General features: G+C 65.8%; 13 protein-coding genes. 9 read left to right on the forward strand and 4 right to left on the reverse strand.

Features of this window, described 5'->3' with window-relative positions; genetic code table 11:
• Positions 1 to 2: 2 nt before the first annotated feature.
• The 5 genes from IPL75_10150 to IPL75_10170 are packed head-to-tail and all read left to right on the forward strand — an operon-like array spanning position 3 to position 6,463.
• Positions 3 to 1,088 carry a response regulator gene (locus IPL75_10150; protein ID MBK9240602.1) on the forward strand — a complete coding sequence of 362 codons (1,086 nt, stop codon included), beginning with the start codon at positions 3 to 5 and terminating at the stop codon, positions 1,086 to 1,088.
• A 21-nt stretch (positions 1,089 to 1,109) separates the two neighbouring features.
• A complete protein-coding gene (valS, locus tag IPL75_10155; protein MBK9240603.1) occupies positions 1,110 to 3,653 on the forward strand; it encodes a valine--tRNA ligase in 2,544 nt (847 codons plus the stop codon).
• A 2-nt stretch (positions 3,654 to 3,655) separates the two neighbouring features.
• Positions 3,656 to 4,489, forward strand: a complete 834-nt coding sequence (locus IPL75_10160) for a biotin--[acetyl-CoA-carboxylase] ligase (GenBank protein MBK9240604.1) — start codon at positions 3,656 to 3,658, stop codon at positions 4,487 to 4,489.
• Positions 4,482 to 5,201, forward strand: coding sequence for a hypothetical protein (locus tag IPL75_10165; protein ID MBK9240605.1), 720 nt, complete (start codon positions 4,482 to 4,484; stop codon positions 5,199 to 5,201). Before IPL75_10160 ends, IPL75_10165 begins: the two co-directional genes overlap by 8 nt.
• Positions 5,201 to 6,463 carry a class I SAM-dependent RNA methyltransferase gene (locus IPL75_10170; protein MBK9240606.1) on the forward strand — a complete coding sequence of 421 codons (1,263 nt, stop codon included), beginning with the start codon at positions 5,201 to 5,203 and terminating at the stop codon, positions 6,461 to 6,463. The genes IPL75_10165 and IPL75_10170 overlap by 1 nt, the downstream gene beginning before the upstream one ends.
• Positions 6,464 to 6,717: 254 nt before the next feature.
• Here the strand turns inward: IPL75_10170 and IPL75_10175 are convergent, their stop codons facing one another.
• The 3 genes from IPL75_10175 to IPL75_10185 all read right to left on the reverse strand — a co-directional run bounded on the left by IPL75_10175 (position 6,718) and on the right by IPL75_10185 (position 10,153).
• Positions 6,718 to 7,434: a gamma-glutamyl-gamma-aminobutyrate hydrolase family protein gene (locus tag IPL75_10175; GenBank protein MBK9240607.1), complete on the reverse strand. Its 717-nt coding sequence runs from the start codon at positions 7,432 to 7,434 to the stop codon at positions 6,718 to 6,720.
• A gap of 107 nt (positions 7,435 to 7,541) precedes the next feature.
• Positions 7,542 to 9,560, reverse strand: a complete 2,019-nt coding sequence (gene argS / locus IPL75_10180; protein ID MBK9240608.1) for an arginine--tRNA ligase — start codon at positions 9,558 to 9,560, stop codon at positions 7,542 to 7,544.
• An 8-nt stretch (positions 9,561 to 9,568) separates the two neighbouring features.
• The gene (locus IPL75_10185) at positions 9,569 to 10,153 is read right to left on the reverse strand and encodes a molybdenum cofactor guanylyltransferase (GenBank protein MBK9240609.1); all 585 of its coding nucleotides are present in this window, start codon (positions 10,151 to 10,153) and stop codon (positions 9,569 to 9,571) included.
• 10 nt (positions 10,154 to 10,163) lie between these two features.
• Between IPL75_10185 and IPL75_10190 the strand changes: the two genes are divergently transcribed.
• From IPL75_10190 to prfB, 4 genes are all read left to right on the forward strand, one after another.
• Positions 10,164 to 11,810: a hypothetical protein gene (locus IPL75_10190; protein MBK9240610.1), complete on the forward strand. Its 1,647-nt coding sequence runs from the start codon at positions 10,164 to 10,166 to the stop codon at positions 11,808 to 11,810.
• Positions 11,810 to 12,427 (forward strand): SPOR domain-containing protein, encoded by a 618-nt coding sequence (locus IPL75_10195; protein ID MBK9240611.1) that lies wholly within the window; start codon positions 11,810 to 11,812, stop codon positions 12,425 to 12,427. Before IPL75_10190 ends, IPL75_10195 begins: the two co-directional genes overlap by 1 nt.
• A complete protein-coding gene (gene lnt / locus IPL75_10200) occupies positions 12,427 to 13,983 on the forward strand; it encodes an apolipoprotein N-acyltransferase (GenBank protein ID MBK9240612.1) in 1,557 nt (518 codons plus the stop codon). The genes IPL75_10195 and lnt overlap by 1 nt, the downstream gene beginning before the upstream one ends.
• 66 nt (positions 13,984 to 14,049) lie before the next feature.
• On the forward strand, positions 14,050 to 15,126 hold the full coding sequence (prfB, locus tag IPL75_10205) for a peptide chain release factor 2 (protein ID MBK9240613.1): 1,077 nt from the start codon (positions 14,050 to 14,052) through the stop codon (positions 15,124 to 15,126).
• A 358-nt stretch (positions 15,127 to 15,484) separates the two neighbouring features.
• Here prfB and IPL75_10210 read toward each other — a convergent pair whose 3' ends face one another.
• A complete protein-coding gene (locus tag IPL75_10210) occupies positions 15,485 to 17,743 on the reverse strand; it encodes a PBP1A family penicillin-binding protein (GenBank protein MBK9240614.1) in 2,259 nt (752 codons plus the stop codon).
• Positions 17,744 to 17,760: the final 17 nt, after the last annotated feature.

Consider the following 17,760-nt stretch of genomic DNA (forward strand, 5'->3'; position numbering starts at 1 on the left):
CGATGGCCACGCTCTTGCTCGCCGACGATAGCGTGACGATTCAGCGCGTCATTGAGCTGACGTTTGCCGACGAGGGCATTCGCGTCATCTCGGTCAGCGACGGCCAGAGCGCCATTGCGCACCTCAACGCCGAAAGTCCGGACATCGTGCTGGCGGATGTCGGCATGCCCGACGTCGATGGGTACCAGGTGGCCGCGCACGTCAAACACACACCGGCGCTGGCGCACGTGCCGGTGCTGCTGCTGACCGGTGCCTTTGAGCCGATCGACGAACCGCGGGCCCGCGCCACCGGTTGTGAGGGTGTGCTCGTCAAGCCGTTTGAACCGAGGCATCTGATACGGACGGTGCGCAGCCTGCTGTTTGGGCAGAAGCCCGCCGACTTGTGGCCGGCAGACATGCCCAGGGTGGAGATTCGCACCGAGCGCCCCGCGCCCGCGCCCGCGCCGGCGCCAGAACCGCCGGCGCCCACGCCGGAGCCGCCGGCCCCTGCGCCCGTGCCCATGCTCAGAATGGTGCCGCCGCCAGAGCCTGCGCGGGTGGAGGAGAGTGAGCCGATCTCCGAGCCAATCCCTGAGCCGATTGAAGAACCGGCGCCGATCACGTTGTCTGTGCCCTACGAAGCGGATTCGGATCCCGATCTCGCCATCGCGCTCGCGCGACTGGAGTTTGTGGCCGCGCCCGACCCTGACCTTCCGCCAGACATTCACGTGCTCGCCGCTTCGCCCGACGGTGATGCGGCGCCAAGTGTGGAGTGGGACCTTTCAGCCGCGACCACACCCATCGTCGCTCCGGCCGCTGCACCCGTGCTGGTGATGTCGTCGCCGGCTCCGGCGCCCGGGCGCGAGACGCCGACGCCCCCGGCCGAACCGATGTCACTGGCGGCCGTGTTTTCCGCGCTGCTCGCAGCCGAACGCAAAGGTACCGACACGCGTCCCGAGCCGATTGTCGGCGCAGCGTTGTCCGAGGCCCACGTTGAAGAAGTGGTGCAGCGCGTGGTCAGCCGTATGACCGATGAACTGGTACGGAAGATCGTGCTGGAGACCGCCGAACGGCTCATCCGCGAGGAGATTGATCGGATCAAGTCGTAGCCGGCTGTCCTCGATAAGTTCATGGTTCCTGAAAAACCCGTCCTTGAAGGACTTGAAGAGAAGTGGCGCGTCCGTTGGGATGCCGGCGATACCTATGGGTTCGATCGGCAGGCCCCGCGCGCGTCGGTGTTTGCCATCGACACGCCGCCGCCCACCGTCAGCGGCTCGCTGCACGTGGGGCATGTGTTTTCGTACACGCACACCGACGTCATCGCGCGATATCAGCGCATGCGCGGCAAGGCCGTGTTCTACCCAATGGGGTGGGACGACAACGGGCTGCCCACCGAACGGCGCGTGCAGAATTACTATGGCGTGCGATGTGATCCCGCGCTGCCGTACGACCCGTCGTTTACGCCGCCGACCACACCGGGCAAACAGCCCATCTCGGTCTCGCGGCCCAACTTCGTGGAGTTGTGCGAACGCCTGACCGGCGAAGACGAAGTGGTCTTCGAACGTCTGTGGCGGCACCTCGGCCTGTCTGTGGACTGGTCGATGACCTACGCCACGATCAGCGCGCCCACGAGGCGCGTGTCGCAGCTCGCGTTTCTGCGATTGGTGCAGCGCGACCTGGCGTACCAGCTCGAAGCGCCGACGCTGTGGGACGTGGACTTCCGCACCGCCGTCGCGCAGGCCGAACTCGAAGACCGCGAAATGCCGGGTGCGTACCATCGCATTCGTTTCGCGCGCGCTGACGGCGGCTTCGTCGAGGTGGATACGACCCGGCCCGAGTTGCTACCCGCGTGTGTCGCCCTGGTCGCGCATCCAGACGATGAGCGGTATCAGGCGCTGTTTGGGAAAGAGGTGCTGACACCGTTGTTTGGTGTGCCGGTGCCTGTGAGAGCACATCCGCTGGCCGACCCGGAAAAGGGCAGCGGCGTGGCGATGATCTGCACCTTCGGCGACATCACCGACGTCACATGGTGGCGCGAGTTGAGCCTGCCCGTGCGCGCGGTGATTCAGGCAAACGGCACGTTCCGCCCGGTGACATGGGGCGCCGACGGTTGGGAATCCCGCGACGCCGCTTCGGCACAAGCACGCTACGACAAAATTGCCGGGCTGTCGGCGGTCAAAGCCCGCGCGGGTGTGGTGGAGTTGCTGCGCGAGAGCGGCGACCTGCTGGGTGAACCGCGACCGATTACCCACCATGTGAAGTTTTTCGAGAAGGGCGACAGGCCGCTCGAGATCATTACGTCGCGCCAGTGGTTCATCCGGACCATGGCGGAGCGCGAAGCGCTGCTGGGGCGTGGCCGCGAACTCAAGTGGCACCCCGAATACATGCAGGCCCGGTTCGACAACTGGGTGAACGGGCTCAACGGCGATTGGTGCGTCAGTCGCCAGCGGTTTTTCGGCGTGCCGTTTCCGGTGTGGTACCGCGTGCGCCAGGACGGCACCACCGATTTCAGCGCGCGGTTGCTGCCGGCAGAGGCGGACCTGCCCGTGGATCCGTCCACCGATGTGCCGGCCGGATATTCCGCGGATCAGCGCGGTGTGCCCGGAGGGTTTGTCGGCGACCCCGACGTCATGGACACCTGGGCCACGTCGTCGCTCACGCCGTTCATCGTGTGCGGATGGGAACGTGACCCGGCGCTGTTCGCGCAGACGTTCCCGATGCACCTGCGTCCGCAGGCCCACGACATCATTCGCACGTGGCTGTTTTCCACCGTGCTGCGGTCACATCTCGAAACCGACAGGCTCCCCTGGGAGCACGCGGCCATCTCGGGCTGGGTCCTCGATCCCGACCGCAAAAAAATGTCCAAGTCCAAAGGCAACGTCGTCACACCGATGGCGCTGCTTGAGGAACATGGTTCGGACGCGGTGAGGTACTGGGCTGCCAAGGGCGGACCCGGTGTGGATACCGCGTTTGAGCCGGGGCAGATGAAAGTCGGGCGGCGCCTGGCGATCAAGCTGCTCAACGCGTCGAAGTTCGTGCTGGCGCGGACCGAGCCGACCGGACCGGTGACCGAAGCGATCGATCGCGGGATGCTGGCCGACCTGGACGCGCTTGTTCGCAAGGCCACCGCACAGCTCGAGGCCTTCGACTACGGCGCGGCCCTGCGCGATACGGAAAGTTTCTTCTGGACGTTCTGCGACTACTACATCGAACTCGCAAAGCGCCGGCGCCAGGGTGACGACGAGGCTGCGAGATCCGCGATCGCCGCGTCCCAGACCGCGTTGTCGGCGTTGCTGCGACTGTTCGCGCCGTTCATGCCGTTTGTGACCGAGGAAGTCTGGTCGTGGTGGCAGAGCGGGTCGGTGCATCGGGCATCGTGGCCCTCTGCAGCGGCGGATCAACCGGCGCCATCTGAAGATGCCCAGCGTGCGTACGCCCAGGCGTGCGAGGTCACCAATCGCATTCGCGAAGAGCGATCGGCGATGAAGCTCGGGTTTGGTGTGCCGGTGCATGCCAGCGTTCGTCTGCACGCCGTTCATGAGCCGCTGTGGGCGTCGATCTGTGCGGACGTGTGCAGTGGCAACAACGTGACTGACGCCGCGGTGAGTTTCGATGTGGCCGCCGACGCGCCCATCGAAGTGCGCCTGACACCCCTGACCGCACCGGAAGTCTGACAATGACACCTGACCTGGTCCCCGCCGACGTGGCTGCGGCCCTGTCGGCTGCGGGCCTGCCTCCCGTGGTGTTTTTCACGGAAGTGGACTCCACCAACGACCACGCGCTGTCGCTGGCGGATCTCGATGCCCCGGAGTTCACCGCGGTGTTGGCCGACGTGCAGCGAGCGGGCCGGGGCCGCAGGGGGCGCACCTGGTTCTCACCACCGGGCGCGGGCATGTATCTGTCTGTGGTGGTCCGAGGTGGCGGGCTGGAAGCGCAGTTGCCGCTCCTGACCATGGCTGCCGGTGTGGCCGTCGCTGACGCGGTGACCGCTGTGAGCGGCCTGCCCGTGGAACTCAAGTGGCCGAACGACCTTGTGATCGGCAGGCCATGGCGCAAGCTCGCGGGCATTCTGTGCGAGGCTTCAGCGTTGGGCACGCCAAAGGCGGCGGTGGTGGTGGGCATCGGGGTGAACCTCGATCGCGCCGCGTATCCACGGGAGGTCGCGGATCGCGCCACATCGCTGGCCGCCGAGTGCGACCTGCCGGTGTCACGCGCGGATCTGGTGGCGGCCTGCCTCGTCCAACTGCGCGCTCGTGTGGCAGACCTCCGCGCGAGTGAGACCACCACGGTGCTGGACCGCTGGCGTGCGCTTGGCCGCGCGGGTCTGGACCAGGCGCCAGTGCGATGGACCGATGAGCGCGGGGCCTGCCGGGGCATTGCCTACGGGGTTGATGATCGCGGCGCGTTGCTCGTGCGTCGCGCGGGTCCGGTGGCGCACCCGCCCGCTGGCGAGTCGCTCGAGCGACTGATCGCGGGCGATGTGGAGTGGGAGTTGTTGTCTCGTGTCTGACGTCGCTGACTACTGCCGCCAGGTGGAAGCCCATCTGACCCGCACCAACGGCGGTCACATGGTGCGCGTGGTGGGCGCCGGTTTCGCTCTCGTGAAGCAATGGGCCGACGATGGGGTGCCGCTGTCGGTGGTGTTTCGAGCGATTGAACAGAAGGCCGAGCGGCACAAAGCGGGCACGTCGAAGCGTCCCCTTCGCATCGAGTTCTGCGAAGCCGACGTGCGTGAACTCCACGCGGCCTGGCGACGCGCGGTGGGCCTGACCGGCGGGGCTGAACTTGCCCCATCCGAACCGGTCGTCGAGGCATCAGCGGCCGCTGCCGAGCCGAAACGGCGGTCTGTGTCGAAGGTGATCGAGCGTGCGATTGAACGGCTGGGCCGGCTGGCGGGCAGGCTCGAACTGCCTGGGGAGTTTCGTGACGCGGTGAGTCGGGCCATTGAGCAACTCTCGGTGCTGCGCGAGGAGTTGTCGCGCACGCGTGGGGCGGCGCGAGAGCCGTTGCTGGAGCGACTCGCGCCGATCGAGCACGACCTTCTCGCGCAGGCGCGTCACGCCGTGGCGTCGGATAGGTTGCGCGACTTCACCAGTCAGGCGGAGCAGGAACTGGCGCCCTACCGGGATCGCTTGCCTCCCGAACAATGGGCGCGTGCGGTGTCGGTCACTGTGGATCGCAGCGTCCGCGATCATCTGGCATTACCGGTATTGGAGTTGTGATGGCCGATTCGTCCCTCGTGGAATTGCAGGTCGAGCGGCCGGTGGCCGGCGGCCGTATGTTGGCCCGGCTCGATGGCCGTGTGGTGTTTGTGGCCGGCGCGGTGCCCGGCGAACGGGTGCGCGCACGGATAACCAAACGCACCGGCAAGGTGGTGTGGGCCGACACCGTCGAAGTGATCGAGGCGAGCGCGGATCGCCGCGAGGCGAAGGGGGACCCGCGATGTGGGGGCGCGCTGTATGCGCACATCGCCTACGAGCGCCAACTTGCGCTCAAGGCCGAGGTGATTGCCGATACGTTTCGGCGCATCGGTAAACTCACGCTCGATCGTGCGGTCGTCGTGGCGGCATCGCCCGAAGAGGGCTACCGCCTGCGCGCGCGCCTGCATGTGCAGGGCACTCGCGTCGGGTTCCTTCTGGAGGGGTCGCACGCACTGTGCGACGCCGAGGTGACCCGGCAGCTGGGGGCGGGCGCGTTCGAGGCGGTGGGCCGCTTGCGCGAGGCTCTCGGGCCCGCCCTGGGCGCGTGCGAGTCCATCGTGGTGTCGGAGAACATCAGTGGCCTCGAGCGGGTCGCGCTCTGCGAACTGCGTCCCGACGCCGACCCGGTCCGGTTTGCCGGGCTGCCCCTGACGGACGGGTTGTCGGGCGTTGCGGCACTGACGCGCAAGGGCATGTTCACGTGCGCGGGCCACGACAGGATTGTGGAGCACGGCCGTGAACTGCTGGGAGTGGAAACCAATCTCCAGTGGACGCGCCAGGCGGCGTCGTTCTTCCAGGGCAACCGTTTTCTCGTCGGCACGCTCCTGCAACGCGTGATCGACGCGGCCGGTAGCGGCTCTTTTGTGGACCTCTACTCGGGCATCGGGCTGTTCGCCGTCGCGTTGGCGGACCGCGGCGCCACCGGTGTGGCTGTCGAGGGAGATGCGGCGAGTGGACAGGACCTGACGCTCAACGCCGCGCAGGCAGACGGGCGGCTGACGGTGCAGTTGGGGCCGGTGGAAGAAGCAGCGGCGTCGATCCCCGCGCGGCGTCCAGACGTGGTGGTGGTGGACCCGCCCCGCACGGGATTGTCCGCGGAAGTCGCTGATGGACTGTTGCGATGGGAATCAGCGCGCGTGGTGTATGTCTCCTGCGACGTGCCTACGCTGGCGCGCGATGCGGCCAAGTTCGTGGCCGCCGGCTATCGGCTCTCGTCGATCGACGCGCTGGACATGTTCCCGAACACGCCCCACGTGGAATGCGTGGCGGTCTTCGACCGGTGACCCCCGGATCACCATGAAGTTCCATGAAGATCCATGAAGAAATTCATGGGTCTTCTGGGGGTCGTCAAAAAGCGCGGGGTTGGGGGCCCGGCTACGCCGGGGCCGCACGATCGAAGGGAAGGCGGGAGAAAAAGACGTCGGGTGTCTTTTTGGAGGCGGCAGGCAAAAAGACACCCGACGTCTTTTTCTCCGGCCCTCCCTTCAATCGCGCGTGCCGCCGAAGGCGGCACCCAACCCCACGCCTTCATGGAACTTCACTCCTTCATGGTGAATCTTCCGGCCGCAGCCACGAAGCTTGTGAACAGCGACGCTGTCTCCCCGGTGCGCCAGAAGTTCTCGGGGTGCCACTGGACGCCGACACAAAAGCCCGCGCGTGGGGCGCCGGTCGCATCTACCGCCTCAATGGCTTCAATCGTGCCGTCAGAGGCGGTGGCCGACACGACAAAACCCGGCGCGACGACGTCGACGGCCTGATGGTGGCGGCTGTTGACGTCGAGCCGGCCGTCTCCTTTCAGGCTGGGCGCGACGACCTCGGCCAAGCGTGAGCCCGGGACCACCGCCACGTCGTGTGAGATGGCTGTCCTGGGCGTGAGCACGGAGTGATTGAGGCCACCCGGACGTTCAGACGGCAGGTCCTGGACGAGCGTGCCACCGGCCGCGACGTTCAGGACCTGAACACCGCGACAGATGGCGAGTAGCGGAAGCCCGCGTTCGAGCGCGGCTCTGGCGAGCGGCACCTCAAACCCATCCCGCTCGTCGTCAATTTCAACGGTCGGATGTGTCTCGTCCGCGCCGTACAGTGACGGCCGCACATCGGGGCCGCCGGTCAGGAGGATGCCGTCAAGCCCGTCGAGGGCTTCGCGCGCAGGGCCAGCCGCCGGCGACAGCTCGCGCACCTCAGCTCCGGCCGCCTCAAGCGCCGCCGTATAGTCTTCCCTCGCAAACGCCACCCCAATCACCGGTCGCTTCACAATGCCTCCTGGACGCTGGACGCTGGACTCTGGACTCTGGACTCTGGACCCTGGACTCTGGACTCTGGACCCTGGACTCTGGACTCTGGACTCTGGACCCTGGACTTTCACATCCTGATTGGAACCGAGCAACCCATCAGTTCCAGGGAGCGGGTGAGCTGCCGTTTGCAGTACGCCACGGCGGCCGCGCGCCACAGGCGGACGTCCGCGCGTTCTTCGCGCATGATCGGCTGCCGGTGATAGAACGTGTTGAACGACTGCGCAAGTGTGAACGTGAACTTTGCCAGGTGCGAGATCTCGAGCGCGCGCACCGCGGAATCCACAATTTCGTCCAGGCGGGCGGCCTCAAGGACCAGGCCCCACAATTCGTCGGCTTCCTCGCCTTCGACCAGGGCGGCCGGTGAGAGCGCATCGAGGTGGTCGGCGATCGTCTCTGCGGTCACGCCATCGCGCTCACGCAGTTTGCCGAAGATGTTGTTCGCGCGTACGACTGCGTACTGGAGATACGGGCCTGTGTCGCCCTCAAAGCTCAGCGCTTCCTTGATGTCGAACGCGATGACTTTGCCTCGCGAGAACTTGACAAGGAAGTAACGAACGGCCGCGACGGCGATGGCTTCGGCGATGCCTCGTGCGTCGGCTGCCGGCAGGTCGGGCTGCCGTGACATCACTTCGCCGGTCGCGGTTGTGATGAGGCGGTCCAGCAGGTCGTCGGCCTTCACGCCGCGGCCTTTCCGGCCCGACACCTCCACAAACGGCTTGCCGAGGCCTTCTTCATCCGCGTAGCCCAGCTCGCGCGCGGTGGCATGCGACAGCGCGACCATCTCGTAGGCGAAGTGCGTCGATGCTTCTGCCTGCTTCGCGAAGCCCATCGCACCAAGCGCTTGCTTCAGCAATTCCTGAAGGTATGCCTGTCGCGAGTCGATGACGTTGTAGACCGCCGACGCGCGTCCAAACGGCGGTGGCGCTGGGCCATCTGTCTGCGGCGTTGAGGTGGTGGCCCACAGCGGCCGGCCGCCGCGGTCGTCGAACACGCGATAGTGGAAGTCGCGCCCGAGCAGCCCGAACTTCCAGAATTGGTTGGCGATGTCCTTGCCGACGTAGGTGACGGTGCCGTTGGAGCGCACGATGACCTTCTCGCGGGACTCTGCTTCATCTTCGCTCGGCTCGTCGGACTCGGCGGTCTGGCCGTCCTCGATCTTCATCGCCCAGCATCCGGCGAGCCGGCCTTCGGTCTGCAGAAACACGGCGCCGAGGGCCTTCAGTTCTTCGAAAGCCTTGGTCCAGAACTGCAGGCGCAGGATGTCGCCTTCCCACGTCAGCAGGTCGTAGTCCACATTCATGCGCGCCATCGTGCGCAGGTGGCAGCGCACAATCCGATCGGCGATGAACGCGCCCATCTCCGCCATCGCGTTTCCGCCGGCTTCGATGCTGTGCATCGCGGCGGCGCGCACCTTCAGCCGCTCGGCGTCACCCTCGTACCACTCGGTGACCTTCGCGTACAGGTCCCAGCAGTAGTAGTCGAAGCGGACACCCGGGTCGTCCGCGAGCGCCCTGACGCCGGCCAGATCCCGACCTTCGAGCTGTGAGAAACCCACCACCACGTCGGCCACCTGCACGCCCGTGTCATCAATGTAGTTCTGCACTTCCACCGGCCGGCCCTGGAATCGCAGCAGCCTGGCCATGGTGTCGCCGAGGGCCGAGTTGCGCAGGTGCCCGATGTGCGCGGCCTTGTTGGGATTGATCGCCGTGTGCTCGACGATGACCTTGCCGGCGCCTGCGGTCTGCAACGACTTGCCCTGCTTCTGTTGCGCGGCATCCCTGAGGCGCGCCATCACGAAGGTCCGGCGGTCGAGATAAAAATTGAGATACCCGTTCGGCGCGGCTTCGACCCGGTCAACGCCGGGGATGGTGCCGAGCGCGGCCGCCAGTTCCTGTGCGATCGCGCGCGGCGCCTTGCGCAGGCGTCGTGCCAGTTCAAACGCGACCGGCACCGCCAGATCACCCAACGCGCGTCGCGGTGGCGTCTCGATGACGATGGGTGGTTGATCGTTGTCGGGCAGACCGAACGTCTGCGAGAGCGTGTGTTGCAACCGGCTTCTGACGAGGGCGTGAACAGGCAGGATCATGCGAACCGTTATTGTACCCGGGCGTAGTCCTCGGGCGTATTGAGGTTGGCCAGCATGTGACCGGGATCGCCAAATGCCGCCACGTCCTGTTCCGACAGCTCACCAATGTTGAGCGTGAGCCCCAAGTCCGCCGCTTTGAGGTGCCCTGCGGCGATGGCCTCGTGGATGCGTTCGCGCGCCGATTGCCGGTAGCAGGCCACGAGTGGCTCAGGCCCCCGGCTGGTTCTGACCCAGGCGCCGTCTCCCGACTCGGCGAGTGCAAGCAACGCTCGCAGCAGTGGTTCCACGAGGAAGGGCATGTCGCAGGCGATCACCAGCACGCGATCGGCAGTGGTGGAGGCAAGCGCGGTGTAGATGCCTCCAAGCGCTCCGGCACCCAGCACCCGATCCCCCACCACTGGCAGGCCGAGATCGGCAAATCGATCCGGGTCGTGACCGACCAGGAAGACCTCGTCGGTGACACGCTGCAGCAATTGGACCTGACGGACGATAATGGAGGTACCGTCAATGACGAGCCGACTCTTGTCGCGTCCGTCGAATCGGCGAGCCCGGCCCCCGGCCAAAATGGCCCCGGCCGTCGTCTGCACAGACATCTTGCGGAGAATGATGACACGGCTACACGACTATCAAGTTCGCCGCTTCCTGACAGCGGGTGTCATTGTGGGTGCGCTGCTGTGGCCGGCAACGGGCAAAGCACAAATTGGTCCGTCCGCGCGCGCGCTGGTGCTGCCGTTTTCCGTGATTGTTGAAGCCAATGTGCCTGGCGGGGAAGGCGCGGCGTTCTGGCTTGGAGAGGCGGCGGCCATCCTGCTGGCCGACGAACTTGACGCCCGCGGCGCGGCTGCGCTGTCACGAGCGGACCGGCTGGATGCGTTTTCGCGATTGCAGTTGCCGATGACACCGACGCTCACGCGAGCCACCATGATGCGGGTGGCTGAGTTGGTCGGCGCCAGCGAACTGGTGATTGGCGAGGTTCGTCTGGGAGCGCGGATGACCGTCACCACGCGTGTCATCGCGGTGGACTCTGCGCGGCAGCGTCCAGAAATTGTCGAAGAAGGCCAGGGCACGCAGATCTATGCCGTGTTTGAACGCATCGCCGCGCGCCTGGTGCCCGGCACCGAAGGCGCCCCGCACCGGCCGCACTTGCCACTCGGGGCGTTTGAGCAATACGTGAAAGGCCTGGTGGCGCCCACACCGGCGGCCCAGGAGCGTTTCCTTGAGCAGGCGCGGCAACAGGCGCCTGCCGACGACCGAGTCTTGCTCGCGCTGTGGGATTTGTATGCCTCCCAAGGCGCCGACGCCAAGGCACTGGCCGCTGCACAGGCCGTGGGCCGCAACGCGCCGCTCGATCGGCAGGCACGTTTCTCCGCGGCCTTGTCGATGATCGCGCTTCGTCGCTACAACGACGCCTTCGCGGTTCTCCAGGCCTTGCATGGCGAGACGCCCTCGCCGGTGTTGTCCAACGCGATGGGTGTGATTCAGCTGAGACGAGGCAGCACGCCCCAGACCGGCCTTCCGTCGTATTTTTTCAACCGCGCCGCCGACGAGGCGCCCGACAACGCGGACTACCTCTTTAATCTCGGGTATGCCTACGCGCGCAGCCGCGACGTGGACGCCGCGCTGTATTGGTTGCGGGAAGGGGTGCGTTTCGCGCCCGCTGACGGCGAGGCGCATCTGCTGATGAGCCAGATGCTGATGATCGGCGGCAGGAAGGTGGAAGCCCAGCGGGAGTTTGATCTGGCGAAGCAGCTCGGCACCAGCCTCGAACCTGAAGGCCTGGCGCTCAGTGATGCGGTGCCCGCCGGTCTGGAACGCCTGGTGGGCCGGCTCGATCTGCGCCCCCACGATCGCGTCAACGCCGCCATCGCCAATCCGGCCCAACGCGAACAACTTGAACTGGCCGCGTTCCATGTGGCCCGAGGCCGCCGCCTGTTTGAGCAGGAAGATGACCGTGCGGCCGCCAACGAGTTGCGCCGCGCGATCTACCTGCGCCCGTATGACGATGAGCCGCATTTGTTGCTGGGTCGTATCTACCAGCGGGGCGGCCGGCTCAGCGAAGCCATCGATGAGTTTCGCATCGCGGTGTGGTCGCGCGACTCGGCAGAGGCCAGGGTGCGGCTGGGTGAAGCGTTGCTTGATAGCGGCGATCGGCCGGGTGCCAGAGAGCAGGCGCTACTGGCAATCGCGCTCGTGGCCGACCATCCCGAGGCGAAGGCGTTGCTCGCGAGGATCGGCGGAAAGGCTCCATAGTGCGTGCTAAGATCGAGGGCGAAATCATGTCCGATCAGGGTTTTCACGAAGTCCAATTGAGCGGAAAACAGCTGGTGTTTCTGTTCATGTCCGCTGTCGTGCTGGCGGTCGTGGTGTTTTTGCTGGGCGTCAACGTTGGGCAGGGTGTGCGTTCGGCCGTGGGTGACACGGAAAGCACCACTGCCGAGGCAACGGTGCCCGAGACCCTGGTGCCGTCTGACCCCGCCGTGGGCGAAAAGGCCGAGAAGCCTGCCGAGCCCGAGCTGAGTTACCACGAGATGCTGGTGGGTTCAGCCACGCCTCCGGCTGTGGCTGAGGTCGCGCCACCCAAACCTGAGGTGACCGCAACGGCGGCGCCTGTGGCTGCCGCGCCGCCGACTGCCGGTGCAGGCGACTGGTTCCTGCAGATGGGCGCCTACTCCACGCGCGGCGTGGCCGACAGCCAGGTGGAGAAGCTCAAGCAGTTGAGCGTGCCGGCGTTTGTGCTTGTGCCTGTCGCGGGTTCTGCGGACAAGTTGTTCAAGGTGCGCGTCGGCCCCTACAAGGACCGCGCCGAGGCGGAGCAGATCAAGATCCGCCTCGAACGGCAGGGCACTTCATCGCGAATTACGCGCTAGTGACCACGTTACTGGCACTGCTGTCCGGCGGACTCCTCGCCGCCAGCTTTCCGAAGTACGGACATCCCGCCTTCGCATGGACGGCGCTCGCCCCATTGTTCGTGGCGGTCGCGCTGCGCGCCACGCGATCGCCTGCCGCAGGTAGCCGCGGCGTGTTCGCGCTGGGCTGGCTCACCGGCATCGTACATTTCAGCCTGACGGTGTCATGGGTCGTGGAAGTCATGAACCTGCACGGCGGCCTGCCGCTGCCGGTGGCCTGGGCGGTCATGCTGTTGCTGGCCAGTTACCTGGCGCTCTATCCGGCCCTGTGCGCGGTGTTGGTGGGGCGTGCGGTCAGACAATTTGGCGTCACAGGGTTGTGGCTCGCGCCGGCGTGCTGGGTGGCCACGGAGTGGCTGCGCGGCTGGGTGGGCGGCGGCTTTCCGTGGGCGCTGCTCGGCACATCGCAGGCGTCGGTGACGCCCGTGATTCAACTCGCAAGTGTCACTGGCGTCTTTGGCGTCTCAGCACTCCTGGCGCTGGTGTCGGCGGCAGCCGCTGTCGTGACCGTCACGCGTCGGCCCAGGCATCTGTGGGCAGCGGGCGGCGTGATGGCGCTGGTGGCGCTGGTGACGGCGCTTGGGGCGTGGCGTGTGGCGGGTGGCACGCTTGTGCTGAGCGGTCCGGTTCTGAAGGTGGGGCTCGTGCAGGGCAACGTGGCCCAGGGCCAGAAATGGGATCCGGAGTTTCGACAGGAGATCATTGATCGCTACCTGCGCTTGAGCCGGCAGGTGATCGACGTCGGCGCGCGGTTCGTGGTGTGGCCTGAAGCGTCGACGCCGTTCTTTTTTGAAGCGGAGCCGTTGCGTGCTGAGCCGATCCGTGCGCTGGCCAGAGAGACGCGCACGGCCATCCTCATCGGCAGCGACCTGTTCGAGCGCGACGCCGCGGGCGACCGCATCTATAACTCTGCGGTGATGGTGGGCGAGGACGGCACCTCGCGGGGTTCGTATTCGAAGATGCAGCTGGTGCCCTTTGGCGAATACGTGCCGCTGAAGTCACTGCTGTTCTTCATTGGTCCGCTGGTTGAGAAGGTGTCGGACTTCACGCATGGCACCGATCCCACGGTGCTTGAGGCGAGCGGCGTCAAGACGGGCGTGGCCATTTGCTACGAGGTGGTCTACCCGTGGATTCCGCGGGCGTTTGCCGAGCGTGGCGCCCAGTTGCTCACGACCATTACCAATGACGCGTGGTTCGGCGTGTCGTCGGCCCCGTATCAGCATTTTGAGCAGGCCAGTGTGCGCGCAGTGGAACAGGGGCGCTATCTGGTGCGGGCTGCCAACACCGGCATCTCCGGTGTGGTGGACCCGTACGGGCGGACCATCGTGACGACCGGGTTGTTTGAAGAGACGGCGATCACCCAGGACGTGCGGTTGATCCAGTCGCGCACGATCTACAGTTATCTGGGCGACGTGGTGGCGTGGGTCTGTGCACTTGCCGCTGCCATGGTCGCGGTGACAGGCCGCCGGCGTCGCCAGACGGCGGCGCAGAGCGCCGCAGGTGGGGAGCAGTTATGAGTGAACGAGAAATGACCATCGAAGAGCAGGCGCGCTGGTACGCGGACCTGGCCGACCGCGCCGCCGATCTCCGGAGGGGGCTTTGACGAAGCACGGCTCGAGCGTGAACTAGGACAGATCGAAGCCCAGGTCTCTGAACCCGACTTCTGGAAAGACCAGGAGCGCGCACAACAGACACTCCAACGACGCCGGCGGCTCGATGACGACCGCGTGATCGCGGCGTCCGTCCGCACGCAGACCGACGACTTGGCGGTGCTGATCGAGTGGGGCCGGCAGGGAGAAGACGTGTCGGCGGACCTCGCGAAGGGGTTGACCGCGTTCGCTGCGGCCATTGAGGCCGGTGAAGTGCGCACCATGCTGTCGGGGCCCATGGACAGCAACAACGCCATTGTCACCATCCACCCTGGCGCGGGCGGGACCGAGTCGCAGGACTGGGCCCAGATGATCATGCGCATGTACATCCGCTGGAGTGAGCGTCGCGGCTTCAAGCGCGAGGTGGTCGATCTGCAGCCCGGTGACGAAGCCGGAATCAAAAGCGCGACCATGACCATCTATGGTGAAAATGCGTACGGTCTGCTCGCCGCCGAAGCCGGTGTGCACCGGCTGGTGCGGATCTCGCCGTTTGATCAGGCCGCGCGCCGGCACACGTCGTTTGCCTCGGTCTATGTCTGGCCCGAACTGCCCGACGACATCGACATTGAGATCGATGACAAGGATCTTCGCGTGGATACCTTCCGGTCCAGCGGCGCCGGCGGTCAGCACGTCAACGTAACGGACTCGGCCGTGCGCTTGACCCACTTGCCGACCGGTATCGTCGTGTCGTGCCAGAACGAACGGTCGCAGCACAAAAACCGTGCGTCGGCGATGAAGGTGCTCAGGTCACGGTTGTACGACGTCAAGATGAAGGAACAGCAGGCGAAGCTGGATCAGATTGGCGGCGAGAAAAAAGACATCGCCTTCGGCAGCCAGATCCGCAGCTACGTGCTGGCCCCGTACCGCATGGTGAAAGACCACCGCACCAAGTATCAGGTGGGTGATCCAGACCGCGTGCTCGACGGCGACCTGGAGGAGTTCATCCGGGCGTACCTGTTGAAGAAGGGCAGCGGCAACCTCGCCGCCACCGACGAGGCCGACGACCTCTAGGGTCCAGGGGCCAGAGTCCAAGGGGCTTCCAGGATTTTCACCATGGAGATCCATGAAGATCCATGAAGGCGCGGTGCTGGGTGCCGCCTTCGGCGGCACGCAGGATCGGAGGGAAGGCGCGAACGAACGCAGGCGAAACCCAAAACGACCTCTGAGGTAATTACCGCCGACAGTTCCCGGTAATTACCTCAGAGGTCGTTTTGCTCTCCACCTGCGTTCGTTCGTGCCTTCCCTCCGATCCTGTGGCCCTGGCGCAGCCAGGCCCCCAACACCGCGCTTTCAGACGGCCCCATGCAACATCATGAATTCCTTCATGGAACTTCATGGAGCTTCATGGTGAATGAAGCGATGAACGCTTTCAGCGAATCCCTGGCTCGGTGCCGGCGATGAACGCTTCGAGGCCTTTGCTGGTCATGACCATGATGACGTTGCTCGGGCGTTCGAAGGACGGCGGGGCGGGGAGTTGGGCGCGACGGCGTGCGACCCACGGTTTCATGATGTCGATCCAGATCGGCAGCGCGGCTGCGGTGCCCGTCTGGCCGGGGCCGATCGGCTTCTTCTGATCGCGGCCCACCCACACGCCGAGCGTGATGTCGGGATCGAACCCGATGAACCAGGCGTCAGTGTAGTCGTCGGTGGTGCCCGTCTTGCCGCCCACGGGCCAGTCCAGCACCTGCGCTCTGACAGCAGTGCCGTGTTGAACCGCGCCTTGCAGCAGGTGCGCCATGACAAACGCGGTGTCGGCGCGTAACGCGTCGTGTGGCACCGGCCGGCGGTCTTCGAGGATGTTGCCATCACGATCGAGGACTTGCGTATACGAGAGTGGTGTGACGCGCACGCCTTGATTGGCGAACGCCGAGTAGGCCGACGTCATCTCGATGAGCGTCGCTTCGGCGGCGCCAATGGCCACCGGCAGGAACGCCGGGAGGGGAGATGTGATGCCCATGCGCTTGGCCGTGCCGATGACTTGCGGCGGACCGAGCGCGTCCATCAGCTTGATCGTCGGGATGTTGCGCGACCCGGCGAGTGCGTCGCGCAGCATGACCTGCCCGAGGTATTCGCGGTCGTAATTTTGCGGCTGCCACAGCGGCTGGTTCGGGCCGGCGACAAAACTCACGGGACTGTCGTCGATGAGCGACGTGGCCGTGTAGCCGCGGTCGATCGCGGCCGTGTAGACAAAAGGTTTGAACGTCGATCCCACTTGCCGCAGCGCCTGCGTGGCGCGGTTGAACTGGCTGCGTCCGAAGTTGTGGCCGCCCACCATCGCCAGAATCTGTCCGGTCCGGTTCTCGATGGCCACCACAGCGCCTTCGATAGACGGCGTCTGCTCGAGGCTTGCCACAAACTGTTTGGACTCGTCGACGCGGCTGATCACCCGCACTTCGATCAAGTCTCCACGCCGTACCAATGTGTCTGACCGTCGTCGGGTCCACGCGTAGCCGGCGGCCGCGATGGTGCCTTCCCACGCGCCGGCGCGCACACGGATGGTGCCCTTATCCATGTTCAGCACCAGCGCGGGAATCACGTCGTTCACCGTCGGCGGACGCGACCAGCGCGGCACCCTGAACGTGTCGAGGTCCACCTTCTCGGCCACGAGGTTGCGTGCCGGCCGCCGATAGCCGCCCAGCCGATCGATCCGTCGCAGTTCGCGGTCCAGAACCTCGATGGCCGTGCGCTGCAACTCCGCATCCAGTCCCGTGCGTACCGTCAGGCCGCTTTCGTAGATCGCCTTGGCGCCGTAGCGGTCCTGCAGCTCCTGCCGGATGGTCTCCGTGAAGTGCGGTGCCAGCGTGGGACCACCCAGCGGCGCTCCGGAGGTGACAATGGGCCGGGCTTTGGCGGCGGTGGCTTCCTCTGGCGTGATGAAGTTGTTGGCGGCCATGCGGTCCAACGCCAGGTTGCGCTTGCGCCTGGCCTCGGCCATGTTCACGTAGGGACTCTGCCGCTCGGGTGTCTGGATGATGCCCGCAAGCATCGCCGCTTCTTCAAGCGTCAGGTCCGTGATTGATTTGTCGAAGTACAACCGCGACGCGGCCTGCACGCCATACGCGCCGTGGCCCCAGTAGATCTGGTTGCAGTACATCGTGAAGATTTCAGACTTGCCGTAGCGCCGCTCGATTTGCAGCGCGACGAGCGCTTCCTTGATCTTCCGCTCCCAGCCGCTGACGTCCACCCAGGCGTTCGGGTCGCGCCTGAATCCAATCGTGTCGCGAAACAGGTTGCGCGCCAGCTGCTGGGTGATGGTGGACCGGCCCGGCGTGCGGCCAGTGCCCGTCAGGTCGCGAACGACCGCCCAGACCATGCGGGTAGGCTGCAGCCCCATGTGGTCGTTGAAGCCGGCGTCTTCCACCGCCATGATGGCCTGGCGCAGCACGGGTGGAATCTGCGCGTCGGTGATGATTTCGCGGCGCTCGGTGGCGAACTCGCCGACCACGCCGCCGTCTCGCCCGACGACCCGGGTGATCGTGCTGGGCGCGTAGCTATCGAGCGCGCTAATCTGCGGCAGGTCGCCGACAAACGCGAGCACCACACCGCTCGCAATGCCGAACAACGCTGCCGCAAGGAAAAGCGCGACGAGACCGAATCCACGGACGAGACGGATCGTGACGACAGCCATGAGCTGTCTGTAACGAT

The organism is Acidobacteriota bacterium (assembly GCA_016716905.1).
Classification (GTDB): Bacteria; Acidobacteriota; Vicinamibacteria; order Vicinamibacterales; family SCN-69-37; genus SYFT01.